Below are 15,631 nucleotides of genomic sequence, written 5' to 3'. Positions count from 1 at the left end.
TCCAAGTGTGATGTTATTCGTTCCAGTTCAGCTTCACTTCGTTCCCTGTTCGTGAAGATTCGTAAATGGCATCGAGAATTAAATTGTTCGTATAGCCGGAGAGTGCCGATGTTATCGGTTGTTTGCCTTCACGAATGCAATCTAGGAAATGAAGGCTGAGGCGCAGACGTTCACCCTCATCATCATCCGGTTTCTTCAGATCGGTCTCGATCGCTTTGTTAAACTTCTCCGTTAACAGCTTACCGTTAGCTCCGCGATAGCTCGCTCCGCCTTCTGTTCCCATCAGGTGAACGAACGGTGTATTGTCCGTATCCATATGCACGGCCCAGCTCACTTCCAGCGTCAGCGTGCTGCCATCTTCCATGCGAATCAAAGCAGTGGCCAAATCTTCGACGTCGTACGTACCGTTCCAGTTCGGTGTACCCCAAGTTCCGATTCCTTTGCGACGAGGCCCGAATTCAGCATACGTAGCGCCCGATACCGACACTGGCTTCGGATTCCCCATCAAGTAGAGGGCAAGATCCAACATATGAACGCCAATATCAATCAGCGGGCCCCCGCCTGACTCCTCCATCTTCGTAAACCAGGTGCCCCAACCAGGAATACCCTTGCGGCGGAACCAACCTGTTTTCGCTGTATAAATCTTGCCGAGTTCACCCGCATCCACCTGCTCCTTGATTTGAAGGGGTACGGATTCCCAACGCATTTGATGACCGATCATGACGACTTTGTCTGATGCTTGACTGGCTTTGTAAATTTGTTTGGCCGCTTCCGCATTGATACCCATTGGCTTCTCAATCAGCACATGCTTGCCTGCTTCAATCGCTTGTACAGCAAGCGAAGCATGGTGCATATTAGGCACACCGATAATTACAGCGTCTACATTCGCACTTTGTATAAGTTCTTCAGGGGTTGCCGGCACGTAAGGAATACCGTGTTCCTGCGCACGTGCCTCCGCGAGTGGCAGATAGGCATCCGTAATCGCCGTAATTTCACATAAATTGGCTAGCTTTGAAAACTCACGAATATGAACCCCGCCAATATTCCCCGCTCCAATAATACCTACTCTAATTTTGTTAACGCTTCCCACTGTTCGTTCCTCCTCATATGCACATCCTGTTCGATCTCCTTTTATGGTAAAATAAGTGCAGCAAGAAGTCGTACCGTAATTTCGGAAAACGTCCCATTTTTTCGAAGGAGATCAGCCTCACTATGACGTACTTTCCCGATTATCTAAAAACGTATCCCAATATGGACTCATCTTTCCCATTCCACTTCAGCAGGAATACGCTCGACCGAGGCTTTCGGGCACATCGCCATGATTACCTAGAGTTTTCTTATGTCGTCAATGGCCGAGGAGCAGAAACCATAAATGATGTGAAACATACGATGACACCAGGCACTTTTACGTTCGTACTGCCCTATCAGGTGCATGAAATTTTCACAGATCCGGGGGAGCATCTAGTCCTGTTTAACTGCTCTTTCAGTATGGACCTGCTTATGGAGCCAGGGAACGATCAAGGCTTGTCCGGCTTGTTTAATGATACGAATACCCTGCCAGGCTACGTCCAACTGAGCGGGCAAGATCAACAGCAAATGAGTGCTCTCATTGAAGATATGTACAAAGAGTACAACGCGAACGAACGCTACAGGCAGACGCTGCTGAAAGCGAGACTGAAGGAAATTCTTGTTCGGTTCGATCGTTATCGTTGGAAACAAGCGGGACAGGCTGAAGCTGCAGAAATATTGCCGCTCTCAGGGGCGAAAACGAGTCCTTCGGTTTGGCCAATCATCCACTACATCCACCGGAACTATCAGGAGGATCTGGCCTTGTCTGACCTCGCCTCACGGTTCACGATGAGTGTATCCCGCATCAGCGAGGTCATTAAACAAACGACTGGCCAAACGTTCGTTCATTTCCTGCACGATCTGCGATTGCGCCATGCGTGCAGCCTGCTAGTATCCACCGACATGAGCGTGACGGAGATTGCTTTAGAGGTTGGGTATGGCTCGTACAAAACATTTTCCCGTATTTTTCGAGAAAGCAAAGGCATTGTGCCGAAGGATTATCGCAAAGCCGAGTATGGTCGGCGAGTGACGCAAGGATAAACGACTCCTGTGGTTTCCTTATAGACGCAAACCATCATGAATAGAAGACACAATCAGCGAAAACCCGCTGAGAAGTCGGATACGGCCTTCTCAGCCCTGAACCCAGACCTCACACGCCCTAATCGGCAGCTGAGAGGTCTTTTTTTCATGAATGCCAATGTTCATTACTCCGCCTTTTGTTTCGCACACTATAAATCTACTTTGCATTTTATATATTGAATCTAATATAGAAACGAGGTGATCGGAATGGCTCGTGCAAAAGCTGTTTTACAGCCTGATTTAGTATTGATCAGTTGGACAAGGAACCCTCTAAATCCTGGTTCAGCACGCAGGATTATAGCTGCTCGTGTTATTGGCAGTGCTCAACCTTGTAGGTTTACGTTGGTACCCAATGGATTGCTTATCAATGCATTAAACTGCTTATTAGACAATGACATCGGTTTTAAAGTGGTGTTCCAGAAAAAAACTTCAAGTTTTAGCGGATATTTGGTGTTACAACGCAATCGATAATTTGTTATTAAAAAGACAAAAAGAGAACCACAACAACGGGTTGTGGTTCTCTTTCCTATTCATTATTAAATGGATAGAAATATTTGTATACTGCCATCCTTGGAATAACATTCAAAATCAGCTTTATATGCTCTTTTAATATCACTATTCCAGATCTCCACCCAAGTATGATAGACACCTTGTGGATCCGTATTATCTACTTCTACAACATGGTAGTTTCCTGCTGGAATTATGACACTACTTTCATTCGTAAACTTCTCTTCAGTACCAATATGCAAATCATAATCACCTGTAAAATCACTTGAATAATTATTATAAACTGCATATATATCACCTTTTATGTTTAAACGAAGAAACTCTTCCCACAGACTAAGTATTTTATCTGTATTTTGATTATTTGTTCTTATTCTTTTGCCAAAAATCTGTTTTTCAGTAACTGCTGCATGCATGTATATTTCCTCCTACTAGTTTTATAGAAAATATAACATTCGTACATGACAACAGTCTGTCAGCTTTTATAAATAAATATGAAATAATGTTAGAATTAAGTTACCAACAAATATTAAGAAGAAGGAGCTACATGACTTGGATTTACTGTTTAAAGAGGTCAACCATAATCACGAGATATCTGTATACGACACGCCGGAGTTGTATGGTGAGAAAGGGAATTTCCGAGTATTGGAGTTTTCCAATAAGGCTATACAAGGTGCGATGGATTTAAATAATCCCGAACGAATCCTATTTGAATATCCGCGGGCTATTATCCATTTAATGGATTTCAACACCCCGTCATTTGAGGATGCATTTGTCATTGGACACGGAATTGGAACGATAGCAGGGCATTATTCGGAGAAACGATTTAAAGTAGCGGAGCTCGATGATAAGGTCGTGGAGTTAAGCAAGAGGTTTTTTGGATACCGCAAGGATAATGTGATTGTTGGTGATGGACGCCAGATTCTCGGGAGTGAGGAACCGCTGACCTACGATTATATTATTTTGGACGCCTTCACGGAGAAGGGGACTCCTCTGCATTTAACATCCAGGGAATTTTTCAGGATAACTAGGGAGAAACTCGATTCCCAAGGGTCTATCATCATGAATCTGATGGGTAAAGGCGAGAATGATCAGCTCCTTAACGCCATTCATACGACTCTTAGCGAGGAATATGCTTATATCAAATCGTTTGCCCTGCCATCTGAGAGTGCCGCCGACATACTAAATATCATTATCATGGGCAGAAACAAGCCAATCGGATTTCAAGCACGCCATATGGCAGGTTTCACCCAGATTGAACTTGGACAAGGATATATCATTAGGGATAGCAGCCCAAAGTGAGAAAACCTCTATCGATGCAATTCAAAGTTGAGTGACCGCCATGCCAGGTAAACCTATGAAGGAATATGTAACCATAACAACAAATATAGCGATTTCTAGCTGCTCTAAATTGATGGTCTTTTTTGGTGTTGTTCGTTACCTATCGTTTATAATAAAATAAGATTAAAGTTCAAAAGAAAAGGTGTCATTCATGAGCATATTAAACGTAGAACGACTAAGTCACGGCTTTGGAGACCGCGCTATCTTCAACGATGTATCCTTCCGCTTACTCAAGGGCGAGCACATCGGACTCATCGGCGCTAACGGTGAAGGGAAGTCCACCTTCATGAACATCATTACAGGTAAGCTCCAGCCAGATGACGGCAAGGTTGAATGGTCCAAGCGTATGCGTGTTGGTTACCTGGATCAACATGCTGTACTTAACAAGGGCCTTTCGATCCGCGACATTTTAAAGGGAGCCTTTCAATATCTGTTCGATATGGAACAGGAAATGAACGATATGTACGCCAAGATGGGCGACGTAACGCCAGAAGAGCTTGAGCAAATGCTTGAAGATGTTGGAACGATTCAGGATACATTGACGAATCAAGATTTCTACATGATCGATGCCAAGATCGAAGAAACCGCCCGTGGACTAGGCCTTACCGATATTGGACTGGATAAAGACGTCAATGATTTAAGCGGTGGGCAGCGGACAAAAGTATTGCTTGCCAAGCTTCTGCTCGAAAAACCAGATATTCTGCTCCTCGATGAGCCGACGAACTATCTGGATGAACAGCATATCGAATGGTTGAAACGCTACCTGCAAGAGTATGAGAATGCCTTCATTCTTATCTCACATGATATTCCGTTCCTAAATAGCGTTATCAACCTCATTTATCACATGGAAAATCAAGCCTTAAACCGCTATGTTGGCGATTACGAGCATTTCCAGCAGGTTCACGAAATGAGAAAATCACAACTTGAATCCGCGTATAAGCGCCAACAGCAGGAAATTTCTGAATTGAAGGACTTCGTTGCCCGTAACAAAGCGAGTGTCGCGACGCGGAATATGGCGATGTCCCGGCAAAAGAAGCTGGACAAGATGGAAGTCATCGAGCTGGGCAGAGAAAAACCGAAGCCTCAGTTTAACTTCAAGGAGGGGAGAACGGCTGGTAAGCTGATTTTTGAAGCGACCGATCTCGTTATCGGTTACGAGGATCCCTTATCCAGACCGCTCAACCTTCGCATGGAACGAGGTCAGAAGATCGCGCTTGTAGGGGCGAACGGAATTGGTAAAACGACCTTGCTGCGCAGTATTTTGGGTGAAATCAAGTCGTTATCCGGGTCTGTACAAAAGGGAGATAACCTCCAAATTGGTTACTTCCAACAGGAGATCAAGGATTCCAATAACAACACCTGTATTGAGGAAGTATGGAATGAATTCCCCTCATTCTCACAATTCGAAGTACGCGCGGCGTTAGCCAAATGCGGTCTCACAACGAAGCATATCGAGAGTAAAGTTGTGGTACTCAGCGGTGGTGAGAAAGCTAAGGTTAGGCTTTGCAAGCTGATCAACCGAGAGACGAACCTACTCGTGCTCGATGAGCCGACGAACCACTTGGATGTCGATGCGAAGGATGAACTGAAGCGTGCTCTCCAGGTGTACAAAGGCAGCATCCTGCTGATTTCCCATGAACCTGAATTTTACCGTGATATCGTGACTGATACATGGAACTGTGAATCCTGGACGACGAAAGTGTTTTAAATTGTACCTAAAAAGCTTACCTAATCGCTTGCGATTAGGTAAGCTTTTTATATTCATGTATGAGTCGCATGATGATATTTCAAACTGGCATCTTCCCCTGCGTCACCTAGTTAAGTCTCGAATAGAATGCGTCCTGTCTGCGATAAGTCATAACCTTGGATAGGCCGCAGCTCATTATGGAAGGATTCGGATTGTAAGACCTTCTTAACTCTCTCAATCCATGCTAGATTTTCCGGTTTTTTTAACATGACAAGGTCATATCGTTCTTGAATAAGCGGAATGAACTCAATGCCGCCAACCATATAGGCTGCTTTTTCAATCCCAACTCCGAAATCCGCTTCACCCGTGGCGACTTTACCAGCCACACCTATGTGATTCGATTCCTCCTGCTCATAACCGCTTAGCAGCTGATAAGGAATTCCATGAAGACGGAGCTGTTCATCAAGAAGAACACGTGCTCCGGAACCTTTTTCACGATTGACCATTTGAAGCCCAGGCTTCTTGAGATCCGCCCAGCTGTATATCTGTTTGGGATTTCCTTGCTTAACATATAGGCCGGCCGATCGAGAAACGAGATTCATAACCAGATAGGAAGAACCCGTCAGCAATTTCCGGATATAGGGAATGTTATATTCACCTGTGTCACCATCCAGCAAATGAGTGCTGACAATATCAGATTCACCCTTATACATCGAAATTAAGCTATCCAGACTTCCCACGTAAGAACGAAGCGGTCTGTAATTGGTTACATGTCTCTCGATATGTTTGGCTAAAATGTCCAAGCTAACGTCCTGTCCAGTTATAACAAGAGACTGTTTCGAAGATGAGGCAGCATGGAATTGCAGCTGTGCAGGAGGTTCGGCCAGATCCTTTTTGAGGATAGAGGCCATACCTCCTTTCGTACGTGTTTTATATGCTTCGAGATCCGATGCGTCTACGCGCATTTGCTTACCGACACGATAGGAAGGCAGATCCCCTTTTTTTATAAGATCATAGACAGTTAGTTTGGAGATTTTCAAAAGTTTAGATATTTCTTCCGTTGTATAGGAAATGTCAGCTGTCATTGTAAACCTCCAAAAGCATGTTTTTCATTATCATCTATCATAAGCTGACAAATAGGGTATTTCAATCCCGTTGTTTACTAATTAAATATGGTTTTATATAATTATCACTAATTATACAATTTTATTTATTATCAAATAGATATAAACTCAAACTCGGAGGGTATACGATGTTAAAAATAAGAATGTTTAGTTATGTTTCATTATGTTTCGTTATAACTGCCATGATTATCACAGGTTGTGCGAGCAAGAAGGAGCAACCTGCTGCAAGTTCAACATCAATACCCACTGGGAAAGTAGAATTAACGATTTCCGCAGCCGCAAGCTTAACCGATGCATTCAAGGAGATTCAAACGAATTACGAGAACAAAAATAAACAAATTAAACTCAATTTTAACTTTGGAGCTTCAGGGGCTCTGCAACAGCAAATCGAACAAGGAGCCCCTGTAGATTTATTCTTTTCGGCTGCGACTAAAAATATGAAAACCCTAGTCGATAAGCAATTGATTCAGCCATCACAGCAAAAAAGCATGCTTATTAATGAATTAGTTCTCGTTGTTCCAGCTGATGGTAAAGTGACTGTACAACAAATAGCAGATTTAACAAACGAAACGATCAAGCACTTAGCAGTCGGAGAACCGCAGACTGTCCCTGCTGGCAGCTATGCCAAAGAGGCATTGACTAACGCGAAACTTTGGGATACACTTCAAGCCAAAATCGTACAGGGCAAGGATGTTCGCCAAGTACTTACCTACGTAGAGTCCGGGAATGCTGAAGCCGGTTTTGTTTATAAGACTGATGCGTTGACTTCAAAAAATGTGAAAGCAGCTTTTAGTGTTGATCCAACAACGTATACGCCTATTGAATATCCTGCCGGAATTGTAAAAGCAACAAAACACAGCAAAGAAACCGCTGACTTTTACACATATCTTCAAAGTAAAGAAGCCCAAGATGTGTTTGTAAAATACGGTTTCTCTATTCCAAAATGATGATGACACAGATAAACTGGGCAGAATTTGCTTATCCTATAATCCTTTCTTTAAAGGTTGCCGTCGTATCCAGCATTTTTGTTCTTTTGATTGGTGGATTAGCAGCATGGGGAATGTCGCGGCGGAACTTTCGCGGAAAAACATTGTTAGAAACTACCTTTCTACTGCCTTTGGTGCTGCCTCCGACAGTCGTAGGCTTTATCTTGCTGGTCTTACTGGGTAAAAGGAGTTGGATTGGGTACCTCATGGAAAACTTCTTCAATCAGTCGATCATATTCACATGGGGGGCTGCGGTGATCGCCTCGATCGTGGTTGCTTTTCCTTTAGTCTATCAAACGATGAAAACCGGATTTTCCTCGGTCAACAAAGATCTGGAGGACGCAGGGAGATCAACGGGAGCAAACGAGTGGCAAGTTCTACGATATATAACGTTACCTTTGGCATGGCGTTCTGTTACGACAGCTTACATTCTTGGCTTTGCTCGAGGGCTGGGGGAATTCGGTGCAACACTTATGATAGCAGGCAACATCCCTCACAAAACCCAAACATTGCCTACCGCCATATATATGGCTGTTGAATCTGGTGATCTAACCCTCGCATGGTGCTGGGCAGCAGCCATAATCCTGATCTCATTCGGACTGTTGTTGTTCGCTAACCACAAAACCAAGAGTTAGTTGGAAGTCCTTTTATTTACACTTGGCCTATTGCTTTCAAAAGTTACATTATGTATCATCCGTATATAACCTTATCATTTCCACTTCATTCTTGCCGTTGAAAAGTGAGGACGCCTATGGATGTCTTTCGTCAATTTTTTATCAGTAAAACACTTATTTGGTTACTTCTCTTATGTTGTAGCGATGCGTTTTTCACCGATATTGGCCTGCAACTGGCATTCATCGAGGAATTAAATCCACTTATCCGGCACATTTACGAGTGGCACGTGGGTGGATATTATTTTATTAAACTGATACTTCCTTTGATCCTAATGGCCATCTATCCCCGTATTCCCAAAAGGGTCTGGGTCCAGCCCTGTTTGACCCTCACCGTCTTGATCTACGGAGCCGTCAATGTCTACCATTTCATCTGGTTATCTTATGGATTGACTTACGTTGCAAATGGCTAATCATTCAATCTGCTATATAATCGTCGCATGGATTCAATTTTTTGCTCGATGTATGCAATAGCTTCAATTGGCCCCATTATTCTGGCTTCTTCCCCCAGTTGCCAGACAAGATCCGCATAGAAATGCACGTCCTCAGCCGCAATTGGAACAGCCGCAGTCCCGCTACCGTCTTCGTTGCGTTGTATAGTAGAGGCAAACCGAGTATTGGACTCGAGCTGCCACACGCCTTTTTTGGTCAATTCCAGTAGAAGCACTTTCTGTTCCAGATGGTCTTTTTCAGGCTTATTCAGCAAGGTTTTTTGTTCGATGTCTTCTCTACAAGGGATCGAATCGTTCAGAGAAGCGGAGAGGAACCGATCCGCCCTGAACTGCCTAATTTCTTCACGTAAAAAACAATAGGCAGGACAATACCAATAACCAGAACTCGCATACAAACCAATAGGCTGAATGTTACGTTTCAACACGCCGCTGCTAGAACTGTAATCTATCGTTACCACACTGCGAATCATAATCGCCTGCAGAAGGGTTTGAAGAATTTCCGGAGACATGAGCCGGTACGGGCTGTAGATCGCAACCCTATTCTTTAAACGATCTATCTGCTCCCTTACGTCAGCAGGTGAGTAATGATAAAACTTATGCAGCGCAGAGCCCGCCCCATCGCCAAAAGGTAAGGAGCTGAAGTAGTCCAAGGACTGGCAGGCGAAAAACATGGCGACCGCTTCGCTTTCGGAGAAGCTAATCGGGGGAAGTAATCTCTCCTGCAGCAGCTTATAGCCGCCCCCTCTCCCCTGGATAGAATAGATGGGAACGCCTAGTTCACTCAGTTCCTGTAAATCCCGCGTAATCGTTCGAGTAGATAACCCGAGTTCACCAGCCAGCTCTTTAACAGTAAAGGACTTTCTGGCGTTAACCATCATAATCAGTTGGATTAGCCGCTGTGACTTTTGCAACCGCATCCCCCGCTCTCGAGATATTTTATTTCATTTTATCATATAAATAAGACATTAATTGTCTTATTTATATGATATCCTCATCTTATAAACCAATCATAAGCTATGATCCGAGGAGGAAATGAAAGATGAATACACAAGAACTTACACATAAGAAGACGGGTTTCGTATTTATTAATGGAGCAGGCTTGCAAAGTGGCGTCTGGGACAAAGTTATTGAGGGGCTTGATTATCCCTGTTTACAGATCGATTTCCCTAATAGGAAAGGTTCTGTTGAATCGAGGAAGGAGCTTACTCTAGGGGATTATGTGAGCCATTTGAAAAGGCAAGTAGATGCATGGGAGACTCCGAAGTTTGTTATTGTTGCCCATTCACTTGGAGGCGTTCTCGCTCTTAGACTTGCATCAGAACTATCCGATCGTTTGATAGGCTTTGTCGCAGTTGGAGCGGCAATTCCGAAGAATGGGGGGTCATTTTTATCCGTTCTGCCATTCCCCAAGAGGATCCTGATGTCTACCATTTTGCGGAAAATGGGTACGAAACCACCCGAGTCTGCGATCCGAGCCGGATTATGCAATGACCTTACACCGGAGCAGACTTCGGATATTGTAAAAGGATTCGTTCCAGAGTCCGTTCGTGTTTATACAGACCCTATCGATGTGTCCGTTCCCGCTGTACCGAAGCTATATGTGAAACTAACTAAAGATAAAGAATTCAGTCTCTCCTTACAGAATAAAATGATCTCAAATCTTTCTCCACAATCGGTGCAAAGTCTGGATACCGGGCATTTACCGATGCTTAGCGATCCGGATGGATTGAAGCTTATATTACATAACTTCCTAGCCAATAGGGAAGTTACCGATATTCCAAAAGTCTTATAGCAATTAATAAAAAGACGACTCTAGAATTCAGGAAATGAATTTGAGTCGTCTTTTAAATTACTTTCAAAAACAGTGCCGTCCTTAACCCTGCAAAGCTTGCTTGACGATTTCTTTAAGAGGTGTTAGGGTCCCAATGAGTTTCTTCAGGTCATCGGAAGTCTTCGATGTCTCTCCTTCGGAAATAGCTTGATAAATCCCTGCGAACAGGATTGCTACAGGCTCAGGAAGACCTGCTTGTAAAAGAATGCCCTTCTGCTCATCAAACGAAACGGACTGGTAAACAACTTGCTTATCGGATACCTCCGAGATTACTTGCGCCAGTTCGCCGAAACTCCACGTTTCACTCGCAACAAGATTATACGATTTATTTTCGTGACCTTCCTGTGTAAGTACCACGGCGCCGGCCAAAGCAAGATCGCTGCGAGTCACCGTATTGACTCTTCCATCTCCGGCATTCGTAACCACTGCTCCAAATTGTACGGCTGCACCTATCGCCTGCGGGTTAATGAAAACATCTGAATAGAGTGAATTGCGTAGAAATGTATAAGGGATATTCGTGGTACGAATGAGATTTTCCGTAGACACATGTGTTGGAGCAAGAACTAATTTGGACTCCTCACCAAAAGCAAATCCGTAATATAAAATATGTCCTACTTGTGCAGTCTTAGCTGCATTTACTACATTGGTATGTTGAGTCATACGCAACGTTTCATCATGGGCATCCGGACTCGGGATAAAGAGCAGTTTGGACGCTCCGGCAAATGCTTTTTCGAGCGATGCCTGATCATTATAATCCCCATGACGCAATTCAATGCCAAGTTCCGCAAGAGCGGAGGCTTTTTCCACATTACGAACAACAGCCACAATTTGATTCGCGGGCACCTTTTTGCCCACAAGATTTTGAATAACGAGACCTCCAAGTTGACCTGTAGCACCTGTAATTACAATAGACATGATAAATTCCTTCCTTCCTTCGTTTAAAATTTAAAACTTCCCGTTTTCATTTTTCCATTGATCTTTCGGCGGAATGACTTCAATAATATCCCAATGCTCTGCAATCTTACCATTGTCCACCCGAAAAAGGTCATAGACGGCAGATGGCTTTCCGCCGAAATTCGATTCGCTAATGACCAAAACAAAGTTGCCCTCACCGATGAGCTTGTGCATAGTAGAAGTACCAGAAATGACTCCCTGCTTGGCAAATTCCTCGAAAGCCTTCATCACGGTCGACACGCCATCGCCAATCATAGGATTATGCTGGGTATAATTATCGCCGTTGTAGTAGGTCGGAAATGCCGCTGGATTTTCGCCCATAAAGACATCCTTATAAAACTGATTGATAAGTGCTTTGTTCGCCTCCGTCTTATCCAGATCGGCAACCTCGGTCGCACCGTCTACCAACGAGTGCCCGCTTGGATTGGGCGCGGCTAAATCCTGGAGATTGTCCCAATGCTCGACGATCTTTCCATTTTCAAATCTGAAGATGTCGAATACCGCTTTTTTGGAACCGAATAGGTTAACCTCGGCATGAGCGGCTACATAATCTCCGTCTTCGATCACCCTTTTGATATCATACGTCACACCGGCTCCTTTCAATTGCTTGATGGCCCCGATCACAGTCTCTCTGCCGCTTGGAAAAGCAAGATTATGCTGAATGTATGTATCCGGGCTGATCCATTTCTCCATAGCTGCCGGATCTCCGGTTTCGAAACTTTTCAAAACCAGGGTTGCTTTTTCTTTCTTGCTTGTTGTGATAGACACAGATTTGGAGGACGCGTCCCACGTTACTTGTTTACCTAAGATTTGTTTAAAAAAATCGGCAGGAACGTATGTTTTTCCATTTTCAGATAAAACTGATGCTGCCGGCAAGCTTATCAGATTATCGCCGACATTCGCTTCTTGACTGCCCAAACGGAAATAAATTTTGGTATTGTCTTTATGAAGAGTGACACTTTTTTCAGCCGCATTCCAAACAATATGTTCATTGTCATCTTGAAATCCCAGTTTCGTTACAACCGCTCTTAACGGCAGCAACACTTGATTATTTTGCATCATTGGGGCATCCGTATAGGTTTCCTGCTGCCCGTCAATCATGATTTTGATATCTGCCTTTGCATCAGAAGCAAAAGCCGGCATCGAAGACGAAATAAGAAAAAGTCCGGTTACCACGCAAGAAGCAATTCGTTTTTTCATAGTAAAAAATCCTCCTTGTAATTTTGATGTAACTCAATTGGTTACAACATGTCGCCAAAAAGCCGAGATTAATTCGTACCACGTGCTCCCTTCAATAAGATTAAAAGCGAGAGCCCTTTCATGTGAATGGAACGAGTTTAAAAAATGAACTGTTGTTTTGCATTTGCTACAATAGTAGAATAATAGATACCTACAAGAATCACAAGTACTGTTATTTTTAATAGATACTATCAAAAACCATAGTATTGGAGGAATATAAATGAAGAAGTACGGAGAAGAGTTTTTAAAATGTCCCATGTTTACTGCACAAAGTTTAATCGGAGGGAAATGGAAGGTGATTATTCTGTGGTTGCTGCATGATACGGCAAGACGATTCAGTGAGATTCATAAAGCGATACCGGAAGTAACCCAGTCGATGCTTACAAATACCCTCAGGGATCTCGAAAGCGACGGATTAGTCCATCGCGAGGTTTACCGCCAAGTTCCACCGAAAGTCGAATATTCACTTACACCAATCGGTCAAAGACTGATTCCTGTCCTGCAGCTGTTAGGAGACTGGGGAGTCGATTATATGGAGCATACAAGAAATAAAGAGTCCGTTTAAACAAGGACAGATTGCAGAGAGAGGTAACGAGCGAATCTACATTAATTAACAATAAGAAAGCCATGTTGAAAACTCTCAACATGGCTCTTTTTTCATTTTAATTTAATCGGCCAGGCTCTTTATTAACTTCAAAGTTCGTCGTATCGCTGTAGCTTTCACCCATCGCTTGATAGTTAGACGGAGCTTCCTCATCTTCCACATTATTCGAGATAACGTTATCCATATTCTCTTCCGGATTCGAGGTTTTTGCCCAGCTAGGGCGTTCAAGCTTCTTGTGCAATTCATTTTGATCCAAAGAAATCCCTCCTTTATTATCGCAAAATATACTTCACGATATTATTACTCAAAGTAGAAGATTTCATTCGAAACCATAGATAGTCAACTTATCTAATAGTTTCAATTATAGATTGAATTGCTTCCGCTATACTTCCCCTCGATTTTTCGGTATTTACCATTCTGCTGAATGCCAACTTTCCGCTCTGAAACCCATAATTCAATGGAGTCTTGGCCAACTCGTTTCTTTTCCTCAATTTTATAAAATGGAGCTTCCACCAGCGCATTTTCTTTCGGATCTGCACGTTTTTGATGACGAAAAGATCTTTCTAACGACTGAAACGTCTTTTCATTTCCGATCCTTTGAATTTCTGTTATTTGTTCCAATCGTTAGCGCCGGATTTATATATAGATAGAATCTGGTTGCTGTATGTCCTGTATATAAATAGGCCAGTTACTACTACTAGTAGGCCAAGGATGAACAACCAACGTTTCTTCACCGGACTCCCCCAAGTTAAAGAATAAAAAAATAGGCTATATAAGCTTATATGAAAACCTCGAAATCTTTAACAAGAACAGCAGTACCCGTAATCGCTATTTCATTCTGACCGTTGCTAGTTGTTACTGTTACGTGAATTCTGCCATCCCTGCCCATTTCATGACCTTGCTCAATCAAAAGGTTTAGTGGAGAGTCTGCTTCCTTGTTTATATATTTGGCATAATAAGCACCCATTACTCCAGAAGCAGTTCCAGTAACCGGATCCTCCATCGTACCGGAAAATGGAGATGAAAAATGACGAGCATGCATGTGCGAATATACATCGTATGTTTCTAAGCAGAAAGGATGAACAGACGCCTTTGGCATTTCTTTTAATACCTCTGGAAAGTACTTATTATTCGGTTTCATTGCTTTGAAAGCACTAAGGTTTTTTATCGGAACTAACAACGTCCATATGCCTGTGCTTCCATACAATGTTGGAAGATTGGTTTCAATATCTTCTTCTTGAATCCCCATAACAGATGCCAATTGTTCTAATGAGCCATTAAACTCTTGGAATTGTGGAGGAGCTTGCTGCATCGTTATGTAAATCCCTTTATACAGATGCGAGTCAAGTCTAATCGATAACACGCCTGCTTTTGTTTCAATCGTCAGATCGGTTTGATCCCCAAGCAACCCTTTAGTTTTCAAGGCATAAAGGGTTGCCATTGTAGCATGGCCACAGAGGTTCATTTCATGACCAGGTGTAAAAAAGCGAATCTTGAGATCAGCTATTTCGGACTTAAGCGGGAAAGCCGTTTCATTAAAACCAACTTTCTCTGCTATTTTTTGCATGTCAACGTCAGAAAGCGTTTCGCCATCCAATACGACGCCCGCAGGGTTACCCATATTAGGAATATGACTGAATGCATCGTAATGATAAACTTTTATTGTTCTCATATAGGACTCCTGCCTTTTCACTATAAATCTTCAAATCCCGCAAAGACAATGATCAGAACACTGATGACAACGATATGAAGAATAGAAACAGTAAGATGTACAGATAATTTCCAATCTATATCCGATATTTTATATCTATTCAATAATTTATTGACGAAATAACCAATGAGATGAGCAACGATTAAAGATTGTATGAACCATATTGTAACGGTGATAAATGCTGGAGTGTTATTTACATTTGGCAGTAAAAACCAACTAAACGGCTCTAAAGTCAATGAAACAACAAGTATTACCCACGCGATAAATTGAATTAGCACAGCTAATGCGATATTGTTTCGAATAACTATCCCCTCCATAACTAAGGTACCACATCTTCTAAAACGTCAGAAATAGGAAAAAGTTTCATTTACTTTCTCTT

Annotated in this window: 19 protein-coding genes; 9 read left to right on the top strand and 10 right to left on the bottom strand. The window is 42.9% G+C overall.

Annotated features, from left to right (window positions below):
* Positions 1–13 precede the first annotated feature (13 nt).
* Positions 14–1,090 (bottom strand): Gfo/Idh/MocA family protein, encoded by a 1,077-nt coding sequence (locus QFZ80_RS36455; RefSeq protein ID WP_057303993.1) that lies wholly within the window; start codon positions 1,088–1,090, stop codon positions 14–16.
* 122 nt (positions 1,091–1,212) lie between these two features.
* Here QFZ80_RS36455 and QFZ80_RS36450 point away from each other — a divergent pair, with 122 nt between their 5' ends.
* Positions 1,213–2,109, top strand: a complete 897-nt coding sequence (locus QFZ80_RS36450; RefSeq protein ID WP_307550341.1) for an AraC family transcriptional regulator — start codon at positions 1,213–1,215, stop codon at positions 2,107–2,109.
* Between the two features lie 246 nt (positions 2,110–2,355).
* Positions 2,356–2,619, top strand: a complete 264-nt coding sequence (locus tag QFZ80_RS36445) for a hypothetical protein (protein WP_307550343.1) — start codon at positions 2,356–2,358, stop codon at positions 2,617–2,619.
* Between the two features lie 65 nt (positions 2,620–2,684).
* On the opposite strand, the gene QFZ80_RS36440 is transcribed toward QFZ80_RS36445, so the two are convergent.
* Complete coding sequence (locus QFZ80_RS36440) at positions 2,685–3,068, bottom strand: GyrI-like domain-containing protein (protein ID WP_307550345.1); 384 nt, start codon at positions 3,066–3,068, stop codon at positions 2,685–2,687.
* Positions 3,069–3,204: 136 nt separating this feature from the next.
* Here QFZ80_RS36440 and QFZ80_RS36435 point away from each other — a divergent pair, with 136 nt between their 5' ends.
* Both QFZ80_RS36435 and QFZ80_RS36430 read left to right on the top strand, forming a co-directional pair.
* Positions 3,205–3,954: a spermidine synthase gene (locus tag QFZ80_RS36435; RefSeq protein WP_307550347.1), complete on the top strand. Its 750-nt coding sequence runs from the start codon at positions 3,205–3,207 to the stop codon at positions 3,952–3,954.
* 190 nt (positions 3,955–4,144) lie between these two features.
* On the top strand, positions 4,145–5,701 hold the full coding sequence (locus QFZ80_RS36430; RefSeq protein ID WP_307550349.1) for an ABC-F family ATP-binding cassette domain-containing protein: 1,557 nt from the start codon (positions 4,145–4,147) through the stop codon (positions 5,699–5,701).
* Positions 5,702–5,811: 110 nt separating this feature from the next.
* On the opposite strand, the gene QFZ80_RS36425 is transcribed toward QFZ80_RS36430, so the two are convergent.
* Positions 5,812–6,765 carry a helix-turn-helix transcriptional regulator gene (locus QFZ80_RS36425; RefSeq protein WP_307563472.1) on the bottom strand — a complete coding sequence of 318 codons (954 nt, stop codon included), beginning with the start codon at positions 6,763–6,765 and terminating at the stop codon, positions 5,812–5,814.
* A gap of 167 nt (positions 6,766–6,932) precedes the next feature.
* On the opposite strand from QFZ80_RS36425, the gene modA reads away from it, so the two are divergent.
* The 3 genes from modA to QFZ80_RS39255 all read left to right on the top strand — a co-directional run bounded on the left by modA (position 6,933) and on the right by QFZ80_RS39255 (position 8,874).
* Positions 6,933–7,751, top strand: coding sequence for a molybdate ABC transporter substrate-binding protein (gene modA, locus QFZ80_RS36420; RefSeq protein ID WP_307563470.1), 819 nt, complete (start codon positions 6,933–6,935; stop codon positions 7,749–7,751).
* A gap of 2 nt (positions 7,752–7,753) precedes the next feature.
* Positions 7,754–8,425, top strand: a complete 672-nt coding sequence (gene modB / locus QFZ80_RS36415) for a molybdate ABC transporter permease subunit (RefSeq protein ID WP_307555814.1) — start codon at positions 7,754–7,756, stop codon at positions 8,423–8,425.
* 116 nt (positions 8,426–8,541) lie between these two features.
* Positions 8,542–8,874 carry a DUF5658 family protein gene (locus QFZ80_RS39255; RefSeq protein WP_307550356.1) on the top strand — a complete coding sequence of 111 codons (333 nt, stop codon included), beginning with the start codon at positions 8,542–8,544 and terminating at the stop codon, positions 8,872–8,874.
* On the opposite strand, the gene QFZ80_RS36410 is transcribed toward QFZ80_RS39255, so the two are convergent.
* Positions 8,871–9,824: a helix-turn-helix transcriptional regulator gene (locus tag QFZ80_RS36410; RefSeq protein ID WP_307563469.1), complete on the bottom strand. Its 954-nt coding sequence runs from the start codon at positions 9,822–9,824 to the stop codon at positions 8,871–8,873. The two genes, QFZ80_RS39255 and QFZ80_RS36410, sit on opposite strands and share 4 nt — an antisense overlap.
* A gap of 128 nt (positions 9,825–9,952) precedes the next feature.
* Between QFZ80_RS36410 and QFZ80_RS36405 the strand changes: the two genes are divergently transcribed.
* Positions 9,953–10,705, top strand: a complete 753-nt coding sequence (locus tag QFZ80_RS36405; RefSeq protein ID WP_307563466.1) for an alpha/beta fold hydrolase — start codon at positions 9,953–9,955, stop codon at positions 10,703–10,705.
* Between the two features lie 81 nt (positions 10,706–10,786).
* Here the strand turns inward: QFZ80_RS36405 and QFZ80_RS36400 are convergent, their stop codons facing one another.
* Positions 10,787–11,659 (bottom strand): SDR family oxidoreductase, encoded by an 873-nt coding sequence (locus QFZ80_RS36400; protein ID WP_307563465.1) that lies wholly within the window; start codon positions 11,657–11,659, stop codon positions 10,787–10,789.
* Positions 11,660–11,689: 30 nt separating this feature from the next.
* Entirely contained in the window at positions 11,690–12,898 is a 1,209-nt protein-coding gene (locus tag QFZ80_RS36395) for a stalk domain-containing protein (RefSeq protein ID WP_307563463.1), read from the bottom strand.
* A gap of 259 nt (positions 12,899–13,157) precedes the next feature.
* Between QFZ80_RS36395 and QFZ80_RS36390 the strand changes: the two genes are divergently transcribed.
* Positions 13,158–13,502: a winged helix-turn-helix transcriptional regulator gene (locus tag QFZ80_RS36390; RefSeq protein ID WP_307550367.1), complete on the top strand. Its 345-nt coding sequence runs from the start codon at positions 13,158–13,160 to the stop codon at positions 13,500–13,502.
* Between the two features lie 97 nt (positions 13,503–13,599).
* Here QFZ80_RS36390 and QFZ80_RS36385 read toward each other — a convergent pair whose 3' ends face one another.
* The 4 genes from QFZ80_RS36385 to QFZ80_RS36370 form a co-directional block, all read right to left on the bottom strand.
* Complete coding sequence (locus QFZ80_RS36385) at positions 13,600–13,797, bottom strand: hypothetical protein (RefSeq protein WP_307550369.1); 198 nt, start codon at positions 13,795–13,797, stop codon at positions 13,600–13,602.
* Between the two features lie 101 nt (positions 13,798–13,898).
* Entirely contained in the window at positions 13,899–14,162 is a 264-nt protein-coding gene (locus QFZ80_RS36380) for a hypothetical protein (RefSeq protein WP_307563462.1), read from the bottom strand.
* Between the two features lie 157 nt (positions 14,163–14,319).
* Positions 14,320–15,213, bottom strand: a complete 894-nt coding sequence (locus QFZ80_RS36375) for a PhzF family phenazine biosynthesis protein (RefSeq protein ID WP_307563460.1) — start codon at positions 15,211–15,213, stop codon at positions 14,320–14,322.
* Positions 15,214–15,233: 20 nt separating this feature from the next.
* On the bottom strand, positions 15,234–15,569 hold the full coding sequence (locus tag QFZ80_RS36370; RefSeq protein ID WP_307563459.1) for a hypothetical protein: 336 nt from the start codon (positions 15,567–15,569) through the stop codon (positions 15,234–15,236).
* Positions 15,570–15,631 lie beyond the last annotated feature (62 nt).

It is taken from the genome of Paenibacillus sp. V4I7, assembly GCF_030817275.1.
Classification (GTDB): Bacteria; Bacillota; Bacilli; order Paenibacillales; family NBRC-103111; genus Paenibacillus_E.
The sequence above is the reverse complement of the archived record's forward strand: the minus strand, read 5'-3'. Positions and strand labels throughout refer to the sequence as shown.

What these genes read in the sequence shown, in the direction of transcription:
- modB (WP_307555814.1), top strand. Translation starts at nt 7,754, where the DNA reads ATGACACAGATAAACTGGGCAGAATTTGCTTATCCTATAATCCTTTCT.
- QFZ80_RS36400 (WP_307563465.1), bottom strand. Translation starts at nt 11,659, where the DNA reads ATGTCTATTGTAATTACAGGTGCTACAGGTCAACTTGGAGGTCTCGTT.
- QFZ80_RS36425 (WP_307563472.1), bottom strand. Translation starts at nt 6,765, where the DNA reads ATGACAGCTGACATTTCCTATACAACGGAAGAAATATCTAAACTTTTG.
- QFZ80_RS39255 (WP_307550356.1), top strand. Translation starts at nt 8,542, where the DNA reads ATGGATGTCTTTCGTCAATTTTTTATCAGTAAAACACTTATTTGGTTA.
- QFZ80_RS36395 (WP_307563463.1), bottom strand. Translation starts at nt 12,898, where the DNA reads ATGAAAAAACGAATTGCTTCTTGCGTGGTAACCGGACTTTTTCTTATT.
- QFZ80_RS36445 (WP_307550343.1), top strand. Translation starts at nt 2,356, where the DNA reads ATGGCTCGTGCAAAAGCTGTTTTACAGCCTGATTTAGTATTGATCAGT.
- QFZ80_RS36430 (WP_307550349.1), top strand. Translation starts at nt 4,145, where the DNA reads ATGAGCATATTAAACGTAGAACGACTAAGTCACGGCTTTGGAGACCGC.
- QFZ80_RS36450 (WP_307550341.1), top strand. Translation starts at nt 1,213, where the DNA reads ATGACGTACTTTCCCGATTATCTAAAAACGTATCCCAATATGGACTCA.
- QFZ80_RS36390 (WP_307550367.1), top strand. Translation starts at nt 13,158, where the DNA reads ATGAAGAAGTACGGAGAAGAGTTTTTAAAATGTCCCATGTTTACTGCA.
- QFZ80_RS36375 (WP_307563460.1), bottom strand. Translation starts at nt 15,213, where the DNA reads ATGAGAACAATAAAAGTTTATCATTACGATGCATTCAGTCATATTCCT.
- modA (WP_307563470.1), top strand. Translation starts at nt 6,933, where the DNA reads ATGTTAAAAATAAGAATGTTTAGTTATGTTTCATTATGTTTCGTTATA.
- QFZ80_RS36405 (WP_307563466.1), top strand. Translation starts at nt 9,953, where the DNA reads ATGAATACACAAGAACTTACACATAAGAAGACGGGTTTCGTATTTATT.
- QFZ80_RS36440 (WP_307550345.1), bottom strand. Translation starts at nt 3,068, where the DNA reads ATGCATGCAGCAGTTACTGAAAAACAGATTTTTGGCAAAAGAATAAGA.
- QFZ80_RS36370 (WP_307563459.1), bottom strand. Translation starts at nt 15,569, where the DNA reads ATGGAGGGGATAGTTATTCGAAACAATATCGCATTAGCTGTGCTAATT.